This is a genomic window from Citrobacter sp. R56, from assembly GCF_016811995.1.
In the GTDB taxonomy this organism is placed as follows: Bacteria; Pseudomonadota; Gammaproteobacteria; order Enterobacterales; family Enterobacteriaceae; genus Citrobacter_D; species Citrobacter_D enshiensis.
In genome coordinates this window covers 3500339-3522844 of the sequence record NZ_CP069159.1, presented here as the reverse complement: position 1 = coordinate 3522844, position 22506 = coordinate 3500339, and the positions used below count along the sequence as shown (strand labels likewise).

Sequence of the window (22506 nt, the reverse complement as noted above, 5' to 3'; positions counted from 1 at the left end):
AGATAAAAATAGTGAGGGAAATGTGAGTGACTCTGCGGCAAAGAACATTTTGTCCATCTACCGGCGTCACGCCGATGCCTATGCCAGCCAGCGCTCGCGCACACTTTTCGAGAAACGCTGGCTGGATAAATTCATCGCTGTCATTGGCGGGAAGGGAAGCATTCTCGATATCGGTTGTGGGAATGGTCAGCCGATTGCTGACTATTTTATCCAGCAAGGCTTTCAGCTTACCGGTGTCGATGGCTCTGCGGCGATGCTGTCGCGCGCAAGGCAATCCTTTCCCGACCAGCGCTGGCTGGAACAGGATATGCGCGAATTAACGCTCAATGACAATTTTGACGGTCTGATTGCGTGGGACAGCTTTTTCCATTTAACTCAGCAGGACCAACAAAAGATGTTCCCGATTTTTGCCCAGTTGAGCCATCCTGGCAGTGCGTTAATGTTTACCAGCGGCCCCGAAAACGGGATCGCCATGGGGCAGTTTGAAGGTGAACCGTTGTTCCATGCCAGTCTTGCCCCACAAGAGTACCGCGCACTCCTGTCAGCAAACGGTTTTGAGGTTGTGGATATGATGATGGAAGATCCCCACTGCACGGGGCATACCATCTGGCTGGCGAAAAAACGAGGTTAAGCGCTCGCTCACGCCACACCCTGGAAGGTTTTGCGCCATTCGGCGGGGCTGACGCCAAATTGAGATTTAAAATGCTGGCGCCAGGTCACCGGCGAAAGAAACCCGACCTGTTCCGCAATCCGTTCGACCGGGAGATGGCTGGACTCCAGCAGCTCCTGGCTTTGGCGTAGACGCTCGGTAATTAGCCACCCGGCCACGCTCGATCCGGTGGCTTTCATAAAATGACGCGTCAAAGTGCGACGGCTCATCATTACCTGCTGCGCCAGCGAGTCCAGGTTATGCTGTTCGCGGATGTGCAGGCGTAAATAATCGATCAGCGCGTTGATGCGCTCATCCTGGGTGTTTTTGGGCACGGGTTGTTCTATAAACTGCGCCTGTCCCCCTTCGCGATGCGGCGGGACAATCATCCGCCGGGCAATTTGATTAGCCACCACGCTGCCAAAGCGTTGACGGATTATGTACAGGCAGCAATCCAGCGCTGCGGCGGTTCCTGCCGAGGTAATAATGCCGTCGTCGTCCACGTACAGGGCGTTAATATCAAGGTGAGTCGTGGGGAAGCGCGCCTGAAAATCCTGCTCAAATTCCCAGTGGGTGGCGGCGCGTTTACCGTCAAGCAAACCCGCGTAGCCCAGAACGAAGGCGCCCAGACAAAGTCCGACAATCTGCGCACCATTATTCCGCGCACGAACCAGCGCGTTGAGTAAACGCTGCGGCGGGCAGTTCGCCGTGGTCCCCCAATAGGGGATGACCACGATGTCAGCATGAGTGACCGCTTCATAGCCGTGTGAGGCTGTGACCGAAAAACCGTCCTGTGATCTGACAATTCCGGGCTTTTCAGCGCAGATCTGTACCTCAAATCGTTTTTTCACCGTCATTTTGTCACTGAAAAGGATACAGGGCACCGAAAAGTGGAAGGGACTGAAATCTTCAACAGCGATAATGGCGACGGTGACTGGGCGCATACGATTCCTCATCGGGAGTTATTAAAAGGTGAGCGTTTCACCATCTTCCGGCACGTTCACGAGTTCTGCAATTTGGTTATCCTGGGCATACTGCCTGAGTGCGTCACGGGTGAGCAGGCAGTGGTTTATGGCTTCCATATGGGTGGCCACAATCTGTGCCTGCGGCAGCGCGAAGTGGGTTTTTAGTACATCTTCCGCGCCCATAATGATCGGGCCAAAACCGAGGACGTGCGCAAACCCTGCATTCACGACCACCACGTCAGGCTGGAAGGTCGACATCGCGGTTTCCACCTCGTCGCGCCAGATTGTATCGCCGACCAGATACAGCGTTTTCTCCTCAGCATGCTGGAAAATGACACCGCAAGCCTCCCCTAAACGTTCCGCCATTTGTGGAATGGCGTAAGCGCGATCCGAACCGTGCTGACCGCCGGTTTTATGCAGAGTGATATCGCCCAACACGGTGTTATCCGACAAAACGGTAAGCCGGGTGAAGCCCTGATCCCGCAGCGTTTGCGCATCCTGAGCATTTTGCACGTAGACAGGTTTGTCCTTGGGTATCGTGCGGGCCGCGGCCTCATCCCAGTGATCTTCATGCAGGTGGGTGACGATCAGGGCATCGGCTTTCAACAGTGTGTCAATACTGCACGGGAGTTCCACCGTGGGATTTCGGATCTCCGCGCGCGCCGTTCCGGCAAATCCTGGGTATGCACCTTGCGGGGCCAGCATCGGGTCTACCAGAAACGTTTTGTGGCCAAAGGTGATGAGCTGCGTGGCATTACGGATTTGGGTGATATTCATGATGTTTACTCCACGTGGTGAGTCAGTGATGCCATCGTAGAGTGTTGTCCAGAAGATGAATGTGGGCAAATGGGCAAGTCACGATGAGATTGGGCCAATCGATCCGTCGGGTTCAGCGTAATCGCCCGGCGCATTCCTGAAATCAATAAACACGTCGGCTCACGCCACGCCAGGATGTGGCAAACAGGTACAGCCTCAAAAAATACAGGTATAATCCCCATAAATATTCAACCGGTTTAGATACGAAGATGACAAAACTCACCTTACAAGAGCAGATGCTTAAAGCTGGATTAGTGACCAGCAAAAAAATGGCCAAAGTCCAGAGAACGGCTAAAAAATCACGCGTTCAGGCTCGTGAGGCAAGAGAGGCCGTGGAAGAGAATAAAAAAGCGCAACTTGAGCGTGATAAACAGCTGAGCGAACAACAAAAACAGGCTGTTTTATCGAAAGAGTATAAAGCGCAAGTGAAGCAACTTATTGAAATGAACCGAATCACCATTTCAAGAGGCGATATTGGTTTTAACTTCACCGACAACAATTTAATCAAAAAAATCACGGTGGATAAGCTGACTCAGACTCAGCTGATCAACGGTCGTCTCGCGATTGCGCGTTTGGCTGTTGATAACAGTAGCGAGAGCGAATACGCGATTATCCCCGCAAGCGTAGCCGATAAGATCGCCCAACGGGATGCGAGCAGTATTGTGTTACACAGCGCGCTGAGTGCAGAAGAGCAGGATGAAGAAGATCCGTATGCTGACTTTAAAGTACCCGATGATTTGATGTGGTAAATAAAGGTAGTCCAGACTTAAGCCAAAGGCATAGTCTGTGCAGGCGTTGTGCTTTACACTGCGCGCAGCAAAACTGAGTAGATAAACGATTAATCAGGCGGTAATGGCGATGAACGGAACAATCACAACGTGGTTTAAAGATAAAGGCTTTGGATTTATCAAAGATGAAAACGGTGATAACCGTTATTTTCATGTGATTAAGGTCGCCAATCCGGAGCTTATTAAGAAAGATGCGGCGGTGACCTTCGAACCGACCACCAACAACAAGGGCTTGTCAGCCTATGCGGTGAAAGTCGTCCCGGAAAGCAAATACATCTACATTGCGGGCGAGCGCCTTAAGCTCACCTCGATCAAGTCTTTCCTGGTGTACAGCGAAGAAGTCCCTGTCGATACCGGCATTGATAAAGAAAACGCGGTGCTGTCGGTGGGGATCCTGATGAGCAATATCAGACCTAAAACAGACGCGAAGCCTGGCGAGATGCGCTCGGTGAAAAAACTGGCAATCACCACCTTCCAGGGCACGACGTTAATCTTCTCGGAAGATGAGATAGACATCGAGGCCACGGTAAAAATGCTCAAGATCTGAAATCATTCGGACTGACCCGTGCCGAAATTCTGTGGCTCAGATAAGCAGAATTTCGGCACCGCTTATCCCTCCCGGAAAATAAAACTTACCGGCACCGTTTTAGTCAACCAGACGCCATTATCGGCCTGATAAAATTTGATCCCTTTCTCGTGCTTTAAGCGTGCATCAATCTTCAATACCACCGGTTTTCCGTGCCGCTTGCCAACTGCCGTTGCCGTAGCTTCACTTTCCTCTACCACTGCGAGGGGCACCCGACGATAACGATGACAGAGCAGTCTGCTGCGCACCTTTTTGTTTCTAATCATTACGTCTTACCCTCTGACAAGCGCCAGCCCTTAGGGTGTGGCATCAACGACCGGTTTGAGCGAGCGTTAAAAATGGGCGATGGTACAGGTTACCGTTTGCGTCGTTGTGATAGGGTGATTTTCTGTTTATTAACGTCGAAAATTCCTACAGGAGCCACAACATGTCGCAGCATAATCCGTTGAACGCCATCCTCGAAAAGCAAGATTTCTTGTTGCTGGATGGGGCGCTGGCAACGGAACTGGAAGCGCGTGGCTGTACGTTAGCGGACAGGCTCTGGTCCGCCAAAGTGTTAGTGGAAAACCCGGAAGTGATCCGCGAGGTTCACCTGGACTACTACCGTGCGGGCGCGCAGTGTGCCATTACTGCCAGCTATCAGGCCACATCCGCAGGTTTAGCGGCGCGCGGTTTCGATGAGACGCAATCAAAAGCACTTATCGGAAAGAGCGTTGAACTGGCGCGTAAAGCGCGGGAAGCGTATCTGGCTGAAAACCCGCAGGCGGGCACGCTGCTGGTGGCGGGCTCCGTGGGACCCTACGGTGCGTTTCTTGCTGACGGTTCTGAATACCGTGGCGACTACCTGCGTAGCCGCGAAGAATTTCAGGCGTTCCACCGTCCACGTGTGGAAGCGTTGCTGGATGCGGGCGCCGATCTGCTGGCCTGCGAAACGATGCCGAATTTTGTCGAGATCAAAGCGCTGGCGGAACTGTTGAAGTCCTGGCCGCGCGCCCGTGCGTGGTTCTCTTTCACTCTGCGCGACAGCGAACATTTGAGCGACGGCACGCCGCTGCGCGAAGTGGTCGCGTTCCTCAGCCATTTCCCTCAGGTGGTGGCGATTGGCGTCAACTGCATTGCGCTGGAAAAGACCACCGCCGCCTTGCTGCATTTACAGGGACTGACGTCGCTGCCGCTGGTGGTCTACCCGAACTCGGGCGAGCATTACGATCCGGTGAGTAAAACCTGGCATCAGCACGGCGAATGCAGCGCGCGGCTGGCGGATTACCTGCCGCAGTGGCTGGCGGCGGGGGCGCGGTTGATTGGCGGGTGTTGTCGCACCACGCCAGAGGATATTGCCGCTATAAAAGCGCGAAGCTGACAGTCGGCCTGATAAGGCCTACGAATTCGTGCTGTTCTTTGAAACTTATGCTCTTTGTAGGCCGGATAAGACGCTTTGGCGTCGCCATCCGGCAGTGGTGCTGGGCGGCCATGTGAGCGCGATATCCTGCCTGTCACTAAATGCTCCCCATAGCTAACTATTGCCATTTTTTTTCTAAAAACGCTTTGTTCTTAGCCAGAATTTTTAATTCCTTTATCAAACTCAGCCGCCACGAAATACTGCCTCCATAACAAAATAGGGGGAGCAGACAATATGGCTTTAACATCGCGTAGCACCGTCATTGCCGCACTGGCATTCATCGCTTTTCAGGCTCAGGCGGTTAACGTTACCGTCGCGTATCAGACATCTGCGGAACCGGCGAAAGTGGCCCAAGCAGACAACACGTTCGCCAAAGAGAGCGGGGCCACCGTTGACTGGCGCAAGTTCGATAGCGGCGCGAGCATTGTGCGGGCGCTGGCCTCCGGCGATGTGCAGATCGGCAATCTGGGTTCCAGCCCATTGGCGGTCGCCGCCAGTCAGCAGGTGCCAATTGAAGTCTTTTTGCTCGCGTCAAAACTCGGTAATTCTGAAGCACTGGTGGTGAAGAAAAACATCAGCAAGCCCGAAGATTTGATCGGAAAACGAATCGCCGTCCCCTTTATTTCGACCACCCATTACAGTTTGCTGGCGGCCTTAAAGCACTGGGGGATTAAGCCCGGCCAGGTGGAGATTGTGAATCTGCAACCGCCTGCGATTATTGCCGCCTGGCAGCGCGGGGATATCGACGGCGCCTACGTCTGGGCACCTGCGGTGAACGCGCTGGAAAAAGACGGTAAGGTGCTGACCGACTCCGAAAAAGTGGGCGAGTGGGGCGCGCCGACGCTGGATGTCTGGGTAGTCCGTAAAGACTTTGCCGAGAAGCATCCGGAGGTGGTGAAAGCGTTCGCCAAAAGCGCCATCGATGCCCAGCAACCCTATCTCGCGAATCCTGATGAATGGCTGAAACAGCCGGAAAACATCAGCAAACTGTCGCGCCTAAGCGGCGTACCCGAAGCCGACGTGCCGGCACTGGTGAAAGGCAACACCTATCTGACACCACAACAGCAGACGGCTGAACTCACCGGACCGGTAAACAAAGCGATTATCGACACCGCACAGTTCCTCAAAGAGCAAGGTAAAGTGCCCGCCGTGGCGACAGATTACAGCCAGTACGTCACCGACCGCTTCGTGCAATAAAGGAGGGCGCTGATGCTGCAAATTTCTCATCTTTTTGCGGATTACGGTGGTAAACCGGCGCTGGACGATATCAGTCTGACGCTCGACAGCGGCGAACTGCTGGTGGTGCTGGGGCCGTCGGGCTGTGGAAAAACCACACTGCTGAACCTGATTGCCGGATTTGTGCCGTATCAGCGCGGCAGCATCCTGCTGGAGGGTAAGCCGGTGGACGGCCCAGGCGCAGAGCGCGGCGTGGTCTTTCAGCACGAAGGTCTGCTCCCCTGGCGTAACGTGCAGGATAACGTTGGATTTGGCCTGCAACTGGCGGGCGTAGAGAAAGCGCAACGTCAGCAGGTAGCGCAGGAGATGCTGAAAAAAGTCGGGCTGGAAGGGGCGGGAAAACGTTTTATCTGGCAGCTTTCCGGCGGGCAGCGCCAGCGGGTGGGGATTGCTCGCGCGCTGGCGGCGAATCCGCAGCTTTTGTTGCTGGATGAACCTTTCGGCGCGCTGGATACCTTTACCCGCGAGCAGATGCAAACCCTGTTGCTGACGCTCTGGCATGAGACGGGCAAAAAGGTACTGCTGATTACGCATGATATTGAAGAGGCGGTATTTATGGCCACCGAACTGGTGCTGTTGTCCCCAGGGCCTGGTCGGGTGCTGGAACGCCTGCCGCTGGACTTTGCCCGCCGTTTTGTTGCGGGCGAGCCGAGTCGCAGCATTAAGTCCGATCCGCAGTTTATTGAGACCCGCGAATATGTGTTAAGCCGCGTCTTTGAGCAACGGGAGGCCTTTTCATGAGTGTGGTGATCGGTGATAAGCCGCGTCAGCGGACGTTGAAATGGCGCTGGCCATTCTCGCGACAGATAACGTTAAGTCTCGCCACGCTGGCGGTTATCCTCGCCGTGTGGTGGACGGTGGCGGCATTGCAGTTGGTAAGCCCGTTGTTTCTGCCACCGCCGGAGCAGGTATTGCAGAAACTGATCGCGATTGCCGGGCCACAGGGCTTTATGGACGCCACGCTGTGGCAACATCTGGCGGCCAGTTTGACTCGCATTGTGCTGGCGCTGCTGGCGGCGGTGATTATCGGTATTCCGGTTGGGATCGCGATGGGATTAAGCCCAACGGTACGCGGCATTCTTGATCCCATTATCGAACTTTATCGCCCGGTGCCACCGCTCGCCTATCTGCCGCTGATGGTTATCTGGTTTGGCATTGGCGAGACTTCCAAGATCCTGCTGATCTATCTGGCTATTTTCGCGCCTGTCGCGATGTCGGCGATGGCGGGAGTAAAAAGCGCGCAGCAGGTTCGCCTTCGCGCGGCAAGATCGCTGGGCGCCAGCCGTATGCAGGTGCTGTGGTTTGTGATTCTGCCCGGTGCGTTACCGGAAATCCTCACAGGAATACGTATCGGACTGGGCGTTGGCTGGTCGACGCTGGTGGCGGCGGAGCTGATTGCGGCAACGCGAGGTTTAGGTTTTATGGTGCAGTCGGCGGGGGAGTTTCTGGCGACCGACGTGGTGCTGGCGGGTATCGCAGTCATTGCGGTGATTGCCTTTCTTTTAGAACTGGGTTTGCGTGCGCTCCAGCGACGCCTGACACCCTGGCATGGAGAAGTACAATGAGTGAACGTCTGAGCATTACCCCGCTGGGACCGTATATTGGCGCGCAGGTTTCCGGTGCGGATTTAACCCGCCCGCTGAGCGATAACCAGTTTGAACAGCTCTACCACGCGGTGCTGCGCCATCAGGTGGTGTTCCTGCGCGAGCAGGCCATCACGCCGCTGCAACAGCGCGCGCTGGCGCAGCGTTTCGGCGAACTGCATATTCATCCGGTCTACCCGCATGCCGAAGGGGTCGATGAGATTATCGTGCTGGATACCCATAACGATAATCCGCCGGACAACGACAACTGGCACACCGATGTGACGTTTATTGAAACACCGCCCGCCGGGGCGATTCTGGCTGCCAAAGAGCTGCCGTCAACCGGCGGCGATACGTTATGGACTAGCGGGATTGCGGCGTTTGAGGCGCTTTCAGCGCCTTTCCGTCAGCTGTTGAGTGGCCTTCACGCGGAGCATGATTTTCGTAAATCGTTTCAGGAATATAAATATCGCAAAAGCGAAGACGATCATCAGCGGTGGCGGGAGGCGGTGGCAAAGCACCCGCCATTGCTGCATCCGGTCGTACGCACCCATCCGGTGAGCGGTAAGCAGGCGCTGTTTGTGAATGAAGGTTTTACCACGCGGATTGTCGATGTGACGGAAAAAGAGAGTGAAGCGCTACTCGGATTCCTGTTTGCGCATATCACAAAACCTGAGTTCCAGGTGCGCTGGCGCTGGCAGCCTGATGACGTGGCGATTTGGGATAATCGGGTGACGCAACATTACGCCAACGCCGATTATCTGCCGCAGCGGCGCATTATGCACCGGGCGACCATTCTGGGCGATAAACCTTACTTCCGTGCTGGCTGAAAATTGGTTAATGGCGCTTCGCTTATCGGACCTACATTTTTGTAGGCCGGAGATAGCGAAGCCGCCATCCGGCAAAACAACTTAACGCAGGATTTTTTTCTCAGCCAGATCCAGCGCAAAGTAGCTGAAGATCAGATCCGCGCCCGCGCGTTTGATCGACCCTAAGCTTTCCAGCACCACTTTCTCTTCATCAATCGCGCCGGCCATGGCGGCGAATTTGATCATCGCGTATTCGCCACTCACTTGATAAGCGCCGATCGGCAGTTCGGTGCGTTCACGGATATCACGCAAAATATCCAGATATGCGCCAGCCGGTTTCACCATCAGGCAGTCAGCGCCCTGCGCTTCGTCGAGCAGTGATTCGCGGATCGCCTCACGACGGTTCATCGGGTTCATCTGGTAGGTTTTACGATCGCCTTTCAGCGCCGTGCCTGCCGCTTCGCGGAATGGGCCATAGAAAGAGGAGGCGAATTTGGTGGAATAGGACATGATGGCGGTATCGGTAAAGCCTGCGGCATCGAGCGCCTGCCGGATTGCCTGCACCTGACCGTCCATGGCTGCGGAAGGGGCAATAAAGTCAGCGCCTGCTGCTGCTGCCACGACCGCTTGCTTACCCAGATTGGTCAGCGTTGTGTCGTTATCCACGCCGTGTTCGCACAGTACGCCACAATGACCGTGTGATGTGTATTCGCAGAAACAGGTGTCAGACATGACAATCATTTCCGGCACCGTTTGTTTGCAGATACGTGACATACGTGCCACCAGACCATCTTCCTTCCAGGCATCGCTGCCGGTGTCGTCGGTATGGTGAGAAATGCCAAAGGTCATGACGGAACGAATGCCCGCGTTGGCAATGCGCTCAATTTCGCGCGCGAGATGCTTCTCTGGAATGCGCATGACGCCGGGCATTGCTTCAATTGCTTTATAGTCGTCGAGTTCTTCTTCAACAAAGATCGGCAACACCAGGTCATTTAAGCTGAGTGTTGTCTCTTCAAACATAGCGCGAAGCGCAGCAGATTTGCGCAGGCGGCGAGGGCGTTGGATTAAGTCTGTCATGGTATGCCTGATGTTTGTGGAATCGAAGGGCGTAGTATACCTGAAGCTGCGTGCGAGTGTTTTACGAAAGTTGGCCTTATGCTTTTGCTTTCACGATTTATTAAATAAATAGTTGAACAATATTTTGTTATGGTTGGCTAAATATTTATATTGGTGGGTTAAATTATTGTTTTTTGCATATTTAAAATATCAATTTATTTTATTTTGTTATTATTTAAATAATGGCTAATTATTTATTCGTTGTTTTGTTTTTACTTGTTTTTATTATTGATGGTTTGTATGGATCTTTCTTTTTAATTCTATATAACGCACTAATTTTTAATGGTGTTTTTGGGGTTCTTATTAGATGCTTTCGGTATTTGTTTATTGTCCGATTCCGGACTGCCGGGAAAGAATAATTGAACCTTTTAGTGTGGGTGCCGCATAATCCTCCTTGCGAAACATAATGTTTTCTACGCATTGATAATTGATGGATCAACGATATTACGTCCCTGAGGAGGGATGAAAAATGCACTCCTGGAAAAAGAAACTCGTAGTCTCAAAATTAGCATTAGCCTGCACTTTGGCAATCACTTCTCAGGCAAATGCTTCCACTGATATTTCTGGTACTACTTACACAACGTTTACGCACTATAACGACGCAACTTATGCTGACGGCGTTTATTATGATGGTTACGTCGGCTGGAACAACTACGCGACCGATAGCGTTTATAACGGAGATATCTACCCGGTAATCAATAACGCGACTGTTAACGGCGTTATCTCAACCTACTATCTGGATGATGGTCTTTCAACGAATACCAATAGTAATAGCCTGACAATCAAAAACAGCACCGTGCACGGAATGATTACTTCCGAGTGCATGACGAGCGATTGTGCAGGTGGTCGTGATACGGGCTATGTTTATGATCGCCTGGCGCTGACCGTTGATAACTCAACGATCGACGATAACTACGAGCATTATACTTATAATGGCACAAACACTGATGGCACCGCCGATACTCACGTTGTAGACGTTTATAACATGGGTACCGCCATCACCCTGGATCAGGAAGTCGATCTGGCGATTACCAATAACTCACATGTCGCGGGCATCACGCTGGCTCAGGGCTATGAGTGGGAAGATATTGACGACAACACCGTTAGTACTGGCGTAAACAGCGGTGAAGTGTTCAACAACACCATCACTGTGACTGATTCTACCGTGACGTCAGGTTCATGGTCAGATGAAGGAACTTCAGGTTGGTTCGGCAATACCAATAACGCAAGTGACTATAGCAATACTCTGACTGCTGATGACGTTGCGATTGCCGCAATTGCGAATCCGTATGCAGACAATGCGATGCAGACGACGGTCAATCTCAGCAACTCTACTCTGATGGGCGATGTTGTGTTCTCCAGCAACTTCGACGAAAACTTCTTCCCGAACGGTGCTGATTCCTATCGTGATACCGATGCCGATCTCGACACCAATGGCTGGGATGGTACTGACCGCATGGATGTTACCCTGAATAATGGTAGCAAATGGGTCGGTGCGGCAATGTCTGTACATCAGGTTGATACCGATGGTGATGGTGTATATGACAGCGTAGCTGCGGGTACTGATGCGACGGCAACACTGATCGACATTGCAGCCAATAGCCTGTGGCCATCTTCCACCTATGGCATTAACACTGACGGTACCGCTTATGATGAAGACGGTCACGTTGTTGGCAACGAAGTTTATCAAAGCGGTCTGTTCAACGTAACGCTGAACGGCGGTTCTGAGTGGGATACTACCAAAGCCTCTCTGATTGATACACTGAGCATCAACAGCGGCTCTCAGGTCAATGTAGCGGATTCCCGACTGGTTTCTGACTCCATCTCCCTGACCGGTGGTTCTGCTCTGAATATCGGTGAAGATGGTCATGTCGCTACTGACACTCTGACTATCGACAACAGTACCGTATCTTTGGCTGACGATATCTCTGCTGGCTGGAATGAAGCTGATGCGGCGCTGTATGCCAACACCATCACCGTGACCAACGGCGGTCTGCTGGATGTCAATGTTGATCAGTATGATGCCAGTCCGTTCCGTACAGATGTATTGAATCTGACCAGCACGACTGATACTGGCGGTAATATCCATGCAGGGGTGTTCGACATTCACAGCAGCGATTATGTGCTGGATGCCGACCTGACCAACGACCGCACCAATGACACCACGAAGTCTAACTACGGTTACGGTGTTGTTGCGATGAACTCTGATGGTCATCTGACCATTAATGGCAACGGCGATGCAGACAGTTCTGCTGATCAGTCCGAAGTGGATAACGCTGGCGACCACGTTGCAGCTGCAACCGGTAACTACAAAGTCCGTATCGACAATGCAACAGGTGCTGGCTCCATTGCTGACTACAACGGCAAAGAGCTGATCTATGTGAATGACAAGAACAGCACTGCGACCTTCTCTGCGGCAAACAAAGCCGATCTGGGTGCTTACACTTACCAGGCTGAGCAGAAAGGCAATACTGTTGTGATGCAACAGATGGAGTTGACCGACTACGCGAACATGGCGCTGAGCATTCCGTCTGCTAACAGCAATATCTGGAATCTGGAGCAGGATACCGTAGGTACGCGTCTGAGCAACTCGCGTCATGGTCTGACAGATAATGGTGGTGCTTGGGTAAGTTACTTCGGTGGTAACTTCAACGGCGACAACGACACCATTAGCTACGATCAGGATGTCAACGGCATCATGGTGGGTGTTGATACCAAAGTTGACGGTAACAACGCTAAGTGGATTGTGGGTGCGGCAGCAGGCTTTGCGAAAGGTGACATGAGTGACCGTACAGGTCAGGTGGATCAAGACAGCCAGACTGCCTACATCTACTCTTCTGCCCACTTCGCGAACGACATTTTTGTTGATGGCAACCTGAGTTATTCTCACTTCAACAACGATCTGTCTGCATCCATGAGCGACGGTACTTACGTTGACGGCAGCACCAACTCTGATGCCTGGGGCTTCGGTCTGAAACTGGGTTACGACTGGAAAGTGGGTGATGCAGGTTATGTCACTCCGTATGGTAGCGTATCCGGCTTGTTCCAGTCTGGTGATGACTACCAGCTGAGCAACGACATGAAAGTTGACGGTCAGTCATACGACAGCATGCGTTATGAACTGGGTATTGATACCGGTTATACCTTCACTTACAGCCAGGATCAGGCTCTGACTCCGTACTTCAAACTGGCTTACGTTTACGATGACGCCAACAACGATGCTGATGTAAACGGTGACTCTATCGACAACGGCACCGAAGGTTCTGCGGTACGTGTTGGCCTGGGTACACAATTTAGCTTTACCAAGAACTTCAGCGCCTATACCGATGCTAACTATCTCGGTGGCGGCGACGTAGATCAAGATTGGGCGGCAAACGTGGGTGTTAAATATACCTGGTAATTATTTCTCTCTGAGAAAGTTACTAAAAATTATTTAATCTAAGAAATGCCCGTCAAGGATTTGATGGGCATTATTGCATAGGACGAAAAATGCTATCGTTGAGTAAACCAGTTAATGAATTTGGTAAACTCGATCAATGTTTGTCTAAATATGGCACTCGCTTCGAGTTGTGTACCGAAAAACAAACTGTTTTTTCTAATGATAATCATAAGGACAATACGTTTGTTATCTTAAGTGGCGCCATTTCTTTATGGAGAGGAGAACATATACTTGTAGGTATTGCTCAGGCCCCCTTTATCATTGGGTTGTCTGATGGTGTTATGAAAAATGATATGCAGTATAAATTAATAACGGAAGGTAGCTGCACTGGATATCATCTTCCTTCGTCTCAAACGATAAAAATAATTGAAAAAAATAATCTATGGCGTGAGGCATTTTGCTGGCTGGCATGGAAAAACCGCATTATGGAATTGCGTGATTTACAGTTGATTGGTCATAACTCCTACGAACAAATCCGGGCCACATTGATCTCAATGAATGAGTGGGATGATGAGCTGCGTTTTCGTATTGGTGTTATGAATTATATTCACCAGAGAACGCGAATTTCACGCTCTGTTGTTGCCGAAGTGCTTGCTGCTTTGCGTAAGGGCGGTTACATCGTAATGAATAAAGGCAAACTGGTTGGTATCACCCGTTTGCCTTCAGAGTACTAACTCAGGATGCAGGAACCACCCGGGGTTTATTGCCGCTCAATTCCGTGACCAGATCGTTGAGACCGTCGCTCATACTGGTAAACCGGGTCAGCGGAGAACGTGTCACCACGACAAACGCACCAACGTTCTGTTGTGGGATCATGGCCATATAGGTAATAAAACCGCCACCGCCACCTGTTTTCTGAATGATCCCCGGACGCCCATTCTTCGGTGCCATGTAAACCCAACCCAGCCCCAGAGCATCAGCTCTGCCAGGGACGTCCATGCCAATCACTTTCCTCAACTGCGCACGCTGATAGATGAGTGTCTGCATGCGGTCAGCCTGGTTGCTGCGGTGATAAAAATCAGAGGAGAGATACTGCTGCATCCAGCGCATCATATCCCCTGGCGTTGAGTACACGCCGCCGCTGCCAACGGCCGCTAACGTGTTATTACAGGGGCTGGCGCCTTTCTCTGCGACCATCAGGCGTTTGCACTGATCGGGCGAGGGGGTAAACGTCGTATCTTTCATCCCGAGCGGACGGGTGATCTGCTCTTCAAAAATCTGGGTATAAGGCTTGCCTGAGGCCGTTGCCAGCGCGTCGGCCAGCAGGTCGAACGCCAGATTAGAATATGAGGCCTGTGAACCCGGCGCTGCTTTTAATGTTGCGGTAGAGAGATAGCTCCAGCGCTGTTCACGGGTTGGCCAGACAAACACCGGACGATGCGCCGCACCGCCGGGTTGTTCACGCGGCAATGCACTGGTATGGGTCGCCAGATTCACCAGCGTAATCGGCGCTCCCTGATATGTCGGAACGCGTGCGCCAGGGGGCGCATACTTACTCAACGGATCGTGTAGATTCACCGTACCCTGATCGAGCAATTTCACCAGCATTTCACTGGTCATCAATTTGGTGAGTGACGCAATACGAATGACAGAATCTAACTGCGGATGGACGTTATTTCCTGGTCGTGTTTCACCAAAACTACGGAACACACGTTGATTTCCATCTATCACAACCAGCGCCATTCCCGTGGCACCGCTGCCGTAATAAATATGTTCGGCGTAACGATCGACGATATCGGAAGCAAAAACCGGATCGAGGCCAGGTTGGGCCGCGTGGACAGGTGTCAATGACGCCGCACACAGCGCGGCAGAAAAAAGCAGACTACGTTTCAACGGTGGTGTCCATAAGTTAATTGAAGAGAACAATGCGAGTTTACACACTTCTTCTTTCAGACCGCCTCGACGCGACCTGAACGATTTGTTGTATATACTACTCAGCGGCGCCTGCAAAGCGCTAAATAGAGCAATGATAGTGTGAAAAACGTAACGGCGAGTAAATGGGGCTTTTTTTCTTGAGAGTGAAAGTTCGCTTTTGTGATCCCACGCTTGTGGTAACCTCGGGACGCCGGAGAATTTTGTTTTTGTGAAACCCGTCGAAACAATTCCTGAAGCCTCGAAAGCGAACTAAGCGCCATGATCCTGGTCACAATGGTCGGTTCCGTCTCGTTTTTCGTGGGCGAAGATCTGCATTACCGCCGTTTATGGCGCAAAAATAAACAGCAGTCGTCATAACGATAAGAAGTTAGCAGGAGAGCATCATGTTTAAGTCTTTTTTCCCCAAGCCAGGGCCGTTTTTCATCTCGGCATTTATTTGGGCGTTGGTTGCTGTCATCTTCTGGCAAGCGGGTGGGGGAGCCTGGGTTTCGCATATCACAGGTGCGTCCGGTAATATTCCCATCAGCGCCGCGCGATTCTGGTCGCTGGACTACCTGGTTTTTTACGCTTATTACATTATTTGCGTGGGGCTGTTTGCGCTGTTCTGGTTTATCTATAGCCCGCACCGCTGGCAGTACTGGTCAATTCTTGGCACATCGTTGATTATCTTCGTCACCTGGTTTCTGGTTGAAGTGGGGGTCGCCGTCAACGCCTGGTATGCCCCATTCTATGACTTGATCCAGACGGCATTAAGTTCGCCGCATAAAGTGACCATCGGGCAGTTCTATCATGAAGTGGGGGTATTTCTTGGCATTGCGCTGATCGCTGTGGTCATTGGCGTGATGAACAATTTCTTTGTGAGCCACTATGTGTTCCGCTGGCGTACTGCCATGAACGAACATTACATGGCGCACTGGCAGCACCTGCGTCACATTGAAGGCGCCGCACAGCGTGTGCAGGAAGACACCATGCGTTTTGCGTCAACCCTCGAAGATATGGGCGTGAGTTTCATTAATGCCATCATGACGTTGATCGCCTTTTTGCCGGTGCTGGTTACGCTTTCCGCGCATGTGCCAGAACTGCCGGTGGTCGGGCATATTCCTTACGGGCTGGTGATTGCGGCGATCGTCTGGTCGCTGATGGGTACAGGATTACTGGCTGTCGTGGGGATCAAACTGCCGGGGCTGGAATTTAAAAACCAGCGCGTTGAAGCAGCTTATCGTAAAGAACTGGTTTACGGCGAAGATGACGGCAGTCGCGCTACGCCGCCTACCATACGGGAATTGTTCAGTGCGGTGCGCCAGAACTATTTCCGTCTCTATTTCCACTATATGTACTTCAACATTGCCCGCATCCTCTATTTGCAGGTGGATAATGTTTTCGGTCTGTTCCTGCTGTTTCCGTCGATTGTTGCGGGTACCATTACGTTGGGTCTGATGACGCAAATCACCAACGTGTTTGGTCAGGTGCGCGGCTCCTTCCAGTATCTGATCAATTCCTGGACCACGTTGGTTGAGCTGATGTCTATCTATAAACGTTTACGCAGCTTTGAACGTGAACTGGATGGACAAGAAATTCAGGAAGTGACCAACACATTTAGCTAACAAAAGGAAACGTTATGCCGGCGGTATCCCGTCTTTACCCCTTATCATTACTGGCTGTGCTGGTGTTGGCAGGTTGTAGTACCCAACCCCCGCAGCCCTTAAAAAAGGGTGAAAAGCCCGTGGATGTGGCAAGCGTGGTGCGCCAGAAAATGCCGGCAAGTGTGAAAGACCGGGATGCCTGGGCGAAGGATCTGGCAAAGACTTTTGAGAGTCAGGGGCTGGCGCCGACGGTCGAAAATGTCTGTTCGGTGCTGGCGGTGGCGCAGCAAGAGTCAAATTATCAGGCTGACCCCGCCGTACCAGGCCTGAGTAAAATTGCCTGGCAGGAGATCGACAAACGTGCCGAGCGTATGCACATCCCCGTTTTCCTGGTCCATACGGCGTTGAAAATCAACTCCCCGACAGGGAAGAGCTACAGCGAACGTCTGGACTCGGTGAAAACGGAGAAACAGCTCAGCGCCATTTTTGATGATTTTATTAATATGGTGCCCATGGGGCAGACGCTGTTTGGTTCGCTTAATCCGGTTCACACGGGCGGCCCAATGCAGGTCAGCATCGCGTTTGCCGAGCAGCATACCAAAGGCTATCCGTGGAAAATGGAAGGTACGGTGCGCCAGGAAGTCTTCTCCCGTCGGGGCGGATTGTGGTTCGGTACGTACCATCTGCTGAATTATCCCGCGAATTACACTGCGCCCATTTTCCGTTTCGCCGATTTTAATGCTGGTTGGTACGCCAGTCGTAATGCGGCTTTCCAGAATGCGGTGGCCAAAGCCAGCGGTGTGAAACTGGCCCTTGATGGCGATCTGATCCGTTACGACAGCAAAGAGCCGGGCAAAACAGAACTGGCGATACGTAAACTGGCAAACACACTGGGAATGAGTGAGAGCGAGATTCGTCGCCAACTGGAGAAAGGTGACAGTCTGGCATTCGAGAAGACGGCGCTGTACGAGAAGGTGTATAAGCTGGCAGAAACCAAAACAGGCAAAGCGCTACCGAGAGAGATGTTGCCGGGGATTCAACTGGAAAGCCCGAAGATCACGCGTAATCTGACCACCGCATGGTTTGCAAAACGGGTAGATGAACGTCGGGCTCGCTGTATGAATTCTCCGGCCGGATAAGTCCCGGAATCTGTTGGTTCCGGGGTTATTGATGACGCTGGCGCCAGCGTAGGAACGCGGCAATCACACCGAAAATCAAGCATCCCGCGAGGAACGGCACCAGACCAAAAAGGGTGCCGACGCCTAAGCCGATCTCGACACGAGGGCGTCCGGTTTCCTGTACCTGCATTAAATGTTCATAGACGCCCGGCGCGTGAACCAGCAGATTTAAAATCTGCGCCCCTGCCCAAAAGCAAAACAGCACAAATACGGCGTAAGCGATGTTACCGGAAGTGGAGGTAGTATCCTGCTTCTTCCCGCCAAACAAAGATTTTGAGAGAGTGAAATCAGCCATAAAGACCTCCGGGGGAATTCTGCAACTCTGGCGTCATACCAGTGGCTCGCAGTAATTCTGGCAGGTCATCAGATTTGTCAATATCAGAATGATGGTAATTTAGCCCAGGGATTACTCCTGGATTGCAGATTTCTGTTCGCTGTCACAAAATACGATCTTTACGCTAAGTTGCGTAACATTTCAGAAATTCCGCGTCCGCCACAGACCGTCAGGCGTAAATGTGCGAGGATGTTCTTTTATGCCCTGTCCCCGGAGCTGTCATGAACTTGCCTGTAAAAATTCGCCGTGACTGGCACTACTATGCCTTTGCCATTGGGCTTATCTTCATTTTGAATGGGGTGGTGGGGTTATTGGGTTTTGAAGCCAAAGGGTGGCAAACCTATGCCGTCGGTCTGGTGACATGGGGCATCAGTTTCTGGCTTTCCGGGCTGATTATTCGCCGTCGTGTGGAAGATGAAACGGAAGATGCCCGATAACGTGCAGTCATCGGGCTTTGTCTGCGTCAACACGTCGGGTTGCAGAAGAGACCGTTAGACGTATGACGATGCGCCGTTTACATACTGGTTTTCAGCGCATTGTTAGCCGCGTGGCGTTCCAGTGCCAGCTCGATCAAACGGCTGATCAAATCGGTATAACCTAAACCGCTTGCCTGCCACAGTTTCGGATACATGCTGATATTGGTAAACCCAGGCAGCGTGTTGATCTCGTTGATCACCACTTCATTGTCTGGTGTTAAGAAAACATCGACGCGCGCCATACCCGCACAGCCCAGTGTTTGATACGCCTGAACGGCGATCTCACGGATCTTTTCGTTCACTTCTGGGGCGATCGCCGCAGGGATCACCACTTTAGCGCCGTTATCGTCAATGTACTTGGTGTCGTAGGCGTAAAAATCGCTGTTCAGGACAATCTCGCCGCAGGTACTGGCTTGCGGATGATCGTTACCGAGAACGGCACATTCGATCTCGCGACCGTTGATGCCTTGCTCAACCACCACTTTATGATCAAATTCAAACGCCAGTGCCACGGCCTGATGATACTGTGCTTCGTTGGTGACTTTGCTGACGCCAACCGAGGAGCCCTGGTTCGCCGGTTTAACAAACAGCGGCAGGCCGAGACGTGCTTCTACCTCTGCAAAACTAACCGTATTGCGGTTGGTGCGAGTGAGCGTCATAAAGGGGGCGATATTCAATCCGGCATCGCGCAGCAGGCGCTTAGTGACATCTTTGTCCATACAGGCCGCAGAGCCGAGCACATCAGAACCGACGAACGGTAAATTTGCCACACGAAGCATGCCCTGTAGCGAACCGTCTTCACCCAGCGTTCCATGAACGATAGGGAAAATCACATCAACCGTTTGCAGCGGTTGGCCGTTCTGCGCGTCAATGAGCTGGTGTTCCTGTTTGCCGGGCACCTGCGCCAGACTTGTGGCTGAAGGACGCAGCGCAATATGCGCGGGGTCGTCTGCGTTCAGCAGATAGTCACTGGCATCGCTAACGTGCCATTGTCCTTGTTTATCAATACCTAACAGCACAACATCAAAGCGGGTCTTGTCGATGGCATCGACAATATTTTTTGCCGATTGCAAAGACACTTCATGTTCCGCTGATTTACCACCAAATACGATCCCTACCCGCAATTTCGCCATCTTAAAAACCCATTCCATGAAACGCAAAGCGTATACATTACCACGACAAAACGAGGGTTTCGCGTGCTTCTGCCATATTGTTTCGAACAGGCCAGAGACACAAACGCTGCCAAACACAGGTCAAAGCACAATTCCCTGCTAATTACATGGCTTTGCGTGATGTGCTTCACAAATCTGATGAACGGGGAGATAAAATGTCAGTGGTAGGCATCAGCGCGCTGGATTCCACTTTTGCTCTCTTCAGAAGGACCCGAAGAGGACGTCACAGTTCATCTTTATACGCACAGGTTGTTCCGCACTGTTCGTGTCGTGCCTTAACTGGCTCGACAATAATGCCTGGCAACATCAACACTTATTATTGTTCTGCAACTTAAGTGAAATTAGACGGGTTTATCATAACTTTATATTATGGTGCTGCGTGACTATTGAGTTTCAGGCTTTCTTATTATGAAATTATTCTGGCCTGAGAAACGTTTCGCTGATTAATTCAATGTGATTATTAACACAAAGTCTTTCTTTAATCATAAAAATACTACTTTCATCCTCTAGGCAGTGATGAATCATAATGATACCGTCAGCCTACTTCGGATAAGGAAATACGTTTATGAAAAACCTCATTTCAGAGTTGTTGCTTAAACTCGCCCAAAAAGAAGAAGAGTCGAAAGAGCTGGTGGCTCAGGTAGAAGCGTTAGAGATTATTGTCACCGCAATGCTGCGTAATATGGCGCAGGTTGAGCAGCAAAGGCTGATTCACCAGATAGAGGGCGCGCTTGAAGGCGTAAAGCCGGATGCCAGCGTTCCGGATAACGATACGGAATTGCTGCGCCAGTACGTAAAGAAGTTATTGAGGCATCCTCGTAGCTGATCGTATTCAGGGTCAATAACTGTCATATTGCTGTCATATCAGATACCTATAGTCACTTTGTTTTTATGCTTGTCGTACTTCGGGTTGCATCAACTGCAATTCAAATTATTAAGAGCATATTTTATGTATTTATACATGGAGAAAATAAAGTGAAACAAAGCGCTATTGCTATTGCCCTGGTCTCTCTGTTTTTTATCCCTGCGACATATGCCGGGTCTTCATCCGTGGCCGTGCTGGAGAACCGCGCAGCCCAGGGGGATATTACGACCCCTGGCGGTGCGCGCCGTTTAGCAGCCGATCAAACCTCTGCTCTGCGGGATTCACTCAGTAATAAACCCGCTAAAAATATCATATTGCTGATTGGCGATGGCATGGGCGACTCGGAAATAACCGCCGCGCGAAATTATGCCGAAGGGGCAGGTGGTTTTTTTAAAGGCATTGATGCGTTACCTCTGACAGGGCAGTACACCCACTATGCGCTGGATAAAAAAACCGGCAAACCCGATTATGTGACGGACTCTGCGGCCTCCGCTACGGCCTGGACGACGGGCGTAAAAACCTATAACGGCGCGTTGGGCGTCGATATCCACGAAAAAGATCACACGACCCTTCTGGAAATGGCAAAAGCGGCGGGACTGGCAACCGGGAATGTCTCAACGGCGGAATTACAGGATGCGACACCGGCGGCGCTGGTGGCACATGTGACCTCCCGAAAATGCTACGGCCCTGACATCACCAGCGAAAAATGCCCGACAAATGCCCTGGAAAAGGGCGGCAAAGGCTCCATCACTGAACAATTATTGAATGCACGCGCGGACGTCACGCTTGGCGGCGGCGCAAAAACCTTTACTGAAACGGCGAAGGCAGGCGAATGGCAGGGAAAAACGCTGCGTGAACAGGCACAGGCACGCGGCTATCAGCTCGTCAGCGATGCCGCGACGCTGGCCGATGTTCGCGAGGCCAATCAGGATAAACCGCTGCTGGGATTATTCTCTGACGGCAACATGCCCGTGCGCTGGGAAGGTCCGAAAGCGTCATACCATGGCAATATTGATAAACCGGCAGTGACCTGTACGCCAAATGTGAAGCGTAACGATAGCGTGCCAACGCTGGCGCAGATGACCGACAAAGCGATCGAGCTGCTGAGCAAAAATGAGAAGGGGTTCTTCCTGCAAGTTGAAGGGGCCTCCATCGACAAACAGGATCATGCGGCTAACCCGTGTGGACAGATTGGCGAGACGGTCGATCTCGATGAAGCCGTGCAACGCGCGCTGGAATTTGCGAAGAAGGATGGCAACACGCTGGTGGTGGTGACCGCCGATCATGCTCACGCCAGCCAGATTGTTGCACCGGATACGAAAGCGCCAGGCCTGACGCAGGCGCTGAACACCAAAGACGGCGCGGTGATGGTGATAAGTTACGGAAACTCAGAAGAAGAATCTCAGGAACATACCGGCAGCCAGCTGCGTATTGCCGCCTACGGCCCGCACGCAGCCAATGTGGTGGGGCTGACGGACCAAACCGATCTGTTTTACACCATGAAAGCGGCCCTGGGCCTGAAGTAAACGGCGCCTGGCGGTAATACTTTTTACCGTCGGGTGGTAATTTCGTCGTAAGCAGCCAGACTTAATGGCACAAAATCCTTCAGTTTATAGAGGTTAAATATTTCGCGTTTC

At 51.9% G+C, this 22506-nt stretch carries 21 protein-coding genes and 1 pseudogene; 15 read left to right on the top strand and 7 right to left on the bottom strand.

Features of this window, described 5'->3' with window-relative positions; translation table 11 throughout:
* Positions 1-22 precede the first annotated feature (22 nt).
* A complete protein-coding gene (locus JM656_RS16665; RefSeq protein ID WP_203358731.1) occupies positions 23-631 on the top strand; it encodes a class I SAM-dependent methyltransferase in 609 nt (202 codons plus the stop codon).
* An 8-nt stretch (positions 632-639) separates the two neighbouring features.
* Here the strand turns inward: JM656_RS16665 and JM656_RS16660 are convergent, their stop codons facing one another.
* Together JM656_RS16660 and JM656_RS16655 are read right to left on the bottom strand one after the other, a co-directional pair.
* On the bottom strand, positions 640-1593 hold the full coding sequence (locus JM656_RS16660) for a GlxA family transcriptional regulator (protein ID WP_203358730.1): 954 nt from the start codon (positions 1591-1593) through the stop codon (positions 640-642).
* A 21-nt stretch (positions 1594-1614) separates the two neighbouring features.
* Positions 1615-2391, bottom strand: a complete 777-nt coding sequence (locus tag JM656_RS16655) for an MBL fold metallo-hydrolase (protein WP_203358729.1) — start codon at positions 2389-2391, stop codon at positions 1615-1617.
* Positions 2392-2639: 248 nt separating this feature from the next.
* On the opposite strand from JM656_RS16655, the gene JM656_RS16650 reads away from it, so the two are divergent.
* Both JM656_RS16650 and JM656_RS16645 read left to right on the top strand, forming a co-directional pair.
* Complete coding sequence (locus JM656_RS16650; protein WP_203361309.1) at positions 2640-3179, top strand: DUF2058 domain-containing protein; 540 nt, start codon at positions 2640-2642, stop codon at positions 3177-3179.
* A 103-nt stretch (positions 3180-3282) separates the two neighbouring features.
* Positions 3283-3765: a cold-shock protein gene (locus tag JM656_RS16645; protein WP_203358728.1), complete on the top strand. Its 483-nt coding sequence runs from the start codon at positions 3283-3285 to the stop codon at positions 3763-3765.
* Positions 3766-3827: 62 nt separating this feature from the next.
* Here JM656_RS16645 and JM656_RS16640 read toward each other — a convergent pair.
* Positions 3828-3989, bottom strand: a pseudogene (locus JM656_RS16640) (RNA 2'-phosphotransferase); the annotation flags it as partial.
* A gap of 242 nt (positions 3990-4231) precedes the next feature.
* Between JM656_RS16640 and mmuM the strand changes: the two are divergent.
* The 5 genes from mmuM to tauD all read left to right on the top strand — a co-directional run bounded on the left by mmuM (position 4232) and on the right by tauD (position 8852).
* A complete protein-coding gene (gene mmuM / locus JM656_RS16635; RefSeq protein ID WP_203358726.1) occupies positions 4232-5164 on the top strand; it encodes a homocysteine S-methyltransferase in 933 nt (310 codons plus the stop codon).
* Positions 5165-5437: 273 nt separating this feature from the next.
* Positions 5438-6400 (top strand): taurine ABC transporter substrate-binding protein, encoded by a 963-nt coding sequence (tauA, locus tag JM656_RS16630; RefSeq protein ID WP_203358725.1) that lies wholly within the window; start codon positions 5438-5440, stop codon positions 6398-6400.
* A 12-nt stretch (positions 6401-6412) separates the two neighbouring features.
* Positions 6413-7180 (top strand): taurine ABC transporter ATP-binding subunit, encoded by a 768-nt coding sequence (gene tauB, locus JM656_RS16625; RefSeq protein ID WP_203358724.1) that lies wholly within the window; start codon positions 6413-6415, stop codon positions 7178-7180.
* Entirely contained in the window at positions 7177-8004 is an 828-nt protein-coding gene (gene tauC, locus JM656_RS16620; RefSeq protein ID WP_203358723.1) for a taurine ABC transporter permease TauC, read from the top strand. The genes tauB and tauC overlap by 4 nt, the downstream gene beginning before the upstream one ends.
* The gene (tauD, locus tag JM656_RS16615; protein WP_203358722.1) at positions 8001-8852 is read left to right on the top strand and encodes a taurine dioxygenase; all 852 of its coding nucleotides are present in this window, start codon (positions 8001-8003) and stop codon (positions 8850-8852) included. Before tauC ends, tauD begins: the two co-directional genes overlap by 4 nt.
* Positions 8853-8933: 81 nt before the next feature.
* Here the strand turns inward: tauD and hemB are convergent, their stop codons facing one another.
* The gene (hemB, locus tag JM656_RS16610; RefSeq protein ID WP_192611314.1) at positions 8934-9908 is read right to left on the bottom strand and encodes a porphobilinogen synthase; all 975 of its coding nucleotides are present in this window, start codon (positions 9906-9908) and stop codon (positions 8934-8936) included.
* 508 nt (positions 9909-10416) lie between these two features.
* Here hemB and ehaB point away from each other — a divergent pair.
* Together ehaB and iprA are read left to right on the top strand one after the other, a co-directional pair.
* Positions 10417-13347: an autotransporter adhesin EhaB gene (gene ehaB / locus JM656_RS16605; protein ID WP_203358721.1), complete on the top strand. Its 2931-nt coding sequence runs from the start codon at positions 10417-10419 to the stop codon at positions 13345-13347.
* An 89-nt stretch (positions 13348-13436) separates the two neighbouring features.
* Positions 13437-14060 carry a hydrogen peroxide resistance inhibitor IprA gene (iprA, locus tag JM656_RS16600; protein WP_203358720.1) on the top strand — a complete coding sequence of 208 codons (624 nt, stop codon included), beginning with the start codon at positions 13437-13439 and terminating at the stop codon, positions 14058-14060.
* Position 14061: 1 nt separating this feature from the next.
* Here iprA and ampH read toward each other — a convergent pair whose 3' ends face one another.
* Positions 14062-15219: a D-alanyl-D-alanine-carboxypeptidase/endopeptidase AmpH gene (gene ampH / locus JM656_RS16595; RefSeq protein WP_203358719.1), complete on the bottom strand. Its 1158-nt coding sequence runs from the start codon at positions 15217-15219 to the stop codon at positions 14062-14064.
* A gap of 425 nt (positions 15220-15644) precedes the next feature.
* Between ampH and sbmA the strand changes: the two genes are divergently transcribed.
* Together sbmA and JM656_RS16585 are read left to right on the top strand one after the other, a co-directional pair.
* Positions 15645-16865: a peptide antibiotic transporter SbmA gene (gene sbmA / locus JM656_RS16590; protein WP_203358718.1), complete on the top strand. Its 1221-nt coding sequence runs from the start codon at positions 15645-15647 to the stop codon at positions 16863-16865.
* A 14-nt stretch (positions 16866-16879) separates the two neighbouring features.
* Positions 16880-17983, top strand: a complete 1104-nt coding sequence (locus tag JM656_RS16585) for a DUF1615 domain-containing protein (RefSeq protein ID WP_203358717.1) — start codon at positions 16880-16882, stop codon at positions 17981-17983.
* A gap of 25 nt (positions 17984-18008) precedes the next feature.
* Here JM656_RS16585 and JM656_RS16580 read toward each other — a convergent pair whose 3' ends face one another.
* Positions 18009-18317 carry a YaiY family protein gene (locus JM656_RS16580; protein ID WP_203358716.1) on the bottom strand — a complete coding sequence of 103 codons (309 nt, stop codon included), beginning with the start codon at positions 18315-18317 and terminating at the stop codon, positions 18009-18011.
* 260 nt (positions 18318-18577) lie between these two features.
* Between JM656_RS16580 and JM656_RS16575 the strand changes: the two genes are divergently transcribed.
* Complete coding sequence (locus JM656_RS16575) at positions 18578-18793, top strand: DUF2754 family protein (RefSeq protein WP_192611320.1); 216 nt, start codon at positions 18578-18580, stop codon at positions 18791-18793.
* 77 nt (positions 18794-18870) lie between these two features.
* Here JM656_RS16575 and ddlA read toward each other — a convergent pair whose 3' ends face one another.
* Complete coding sequence (gene ddlA / locus JM656_RS16570) at positions 18871-19965, bottom strand: D-alanine--D-alanine ligase (RefSeq protein WP_203358715.1); 1095 nt, start codon at positions 19963-19965, stop codon at positions 18871-18873.
* A 604-nt stretch (positions 19966-20569) separates the two neighbouring features.
* On the opposite strand from ddlA, the gene iraP reads away from it, so the two are divergent.
* Both iraP and phoA read left to right on the top strand, forming a co-directional pair.
* Positions 20570-20830, top strand: a complete 261-nt coding sequence (gene iraP, locus JM656_RS16565) for an anti-adapter protein IraP (protein ID WP_203358714.1) — start codon at positions 20570-20572, stop codon at positions 20828-20830.
* Positions 20831-20979: 149 nt separating this feature from the next.
* Complete coding sequence (gene phoA, locus JM656_RS16560) at positions 20980-22395, top strand: alkaline phosphatase (protein ID WP_203358713.1); 1416 nt, start codon at positions 20980-20982, stop codon at positions 22393-22395.
* Positions 22396-22506: the final 111 nt, after the last annotated feature.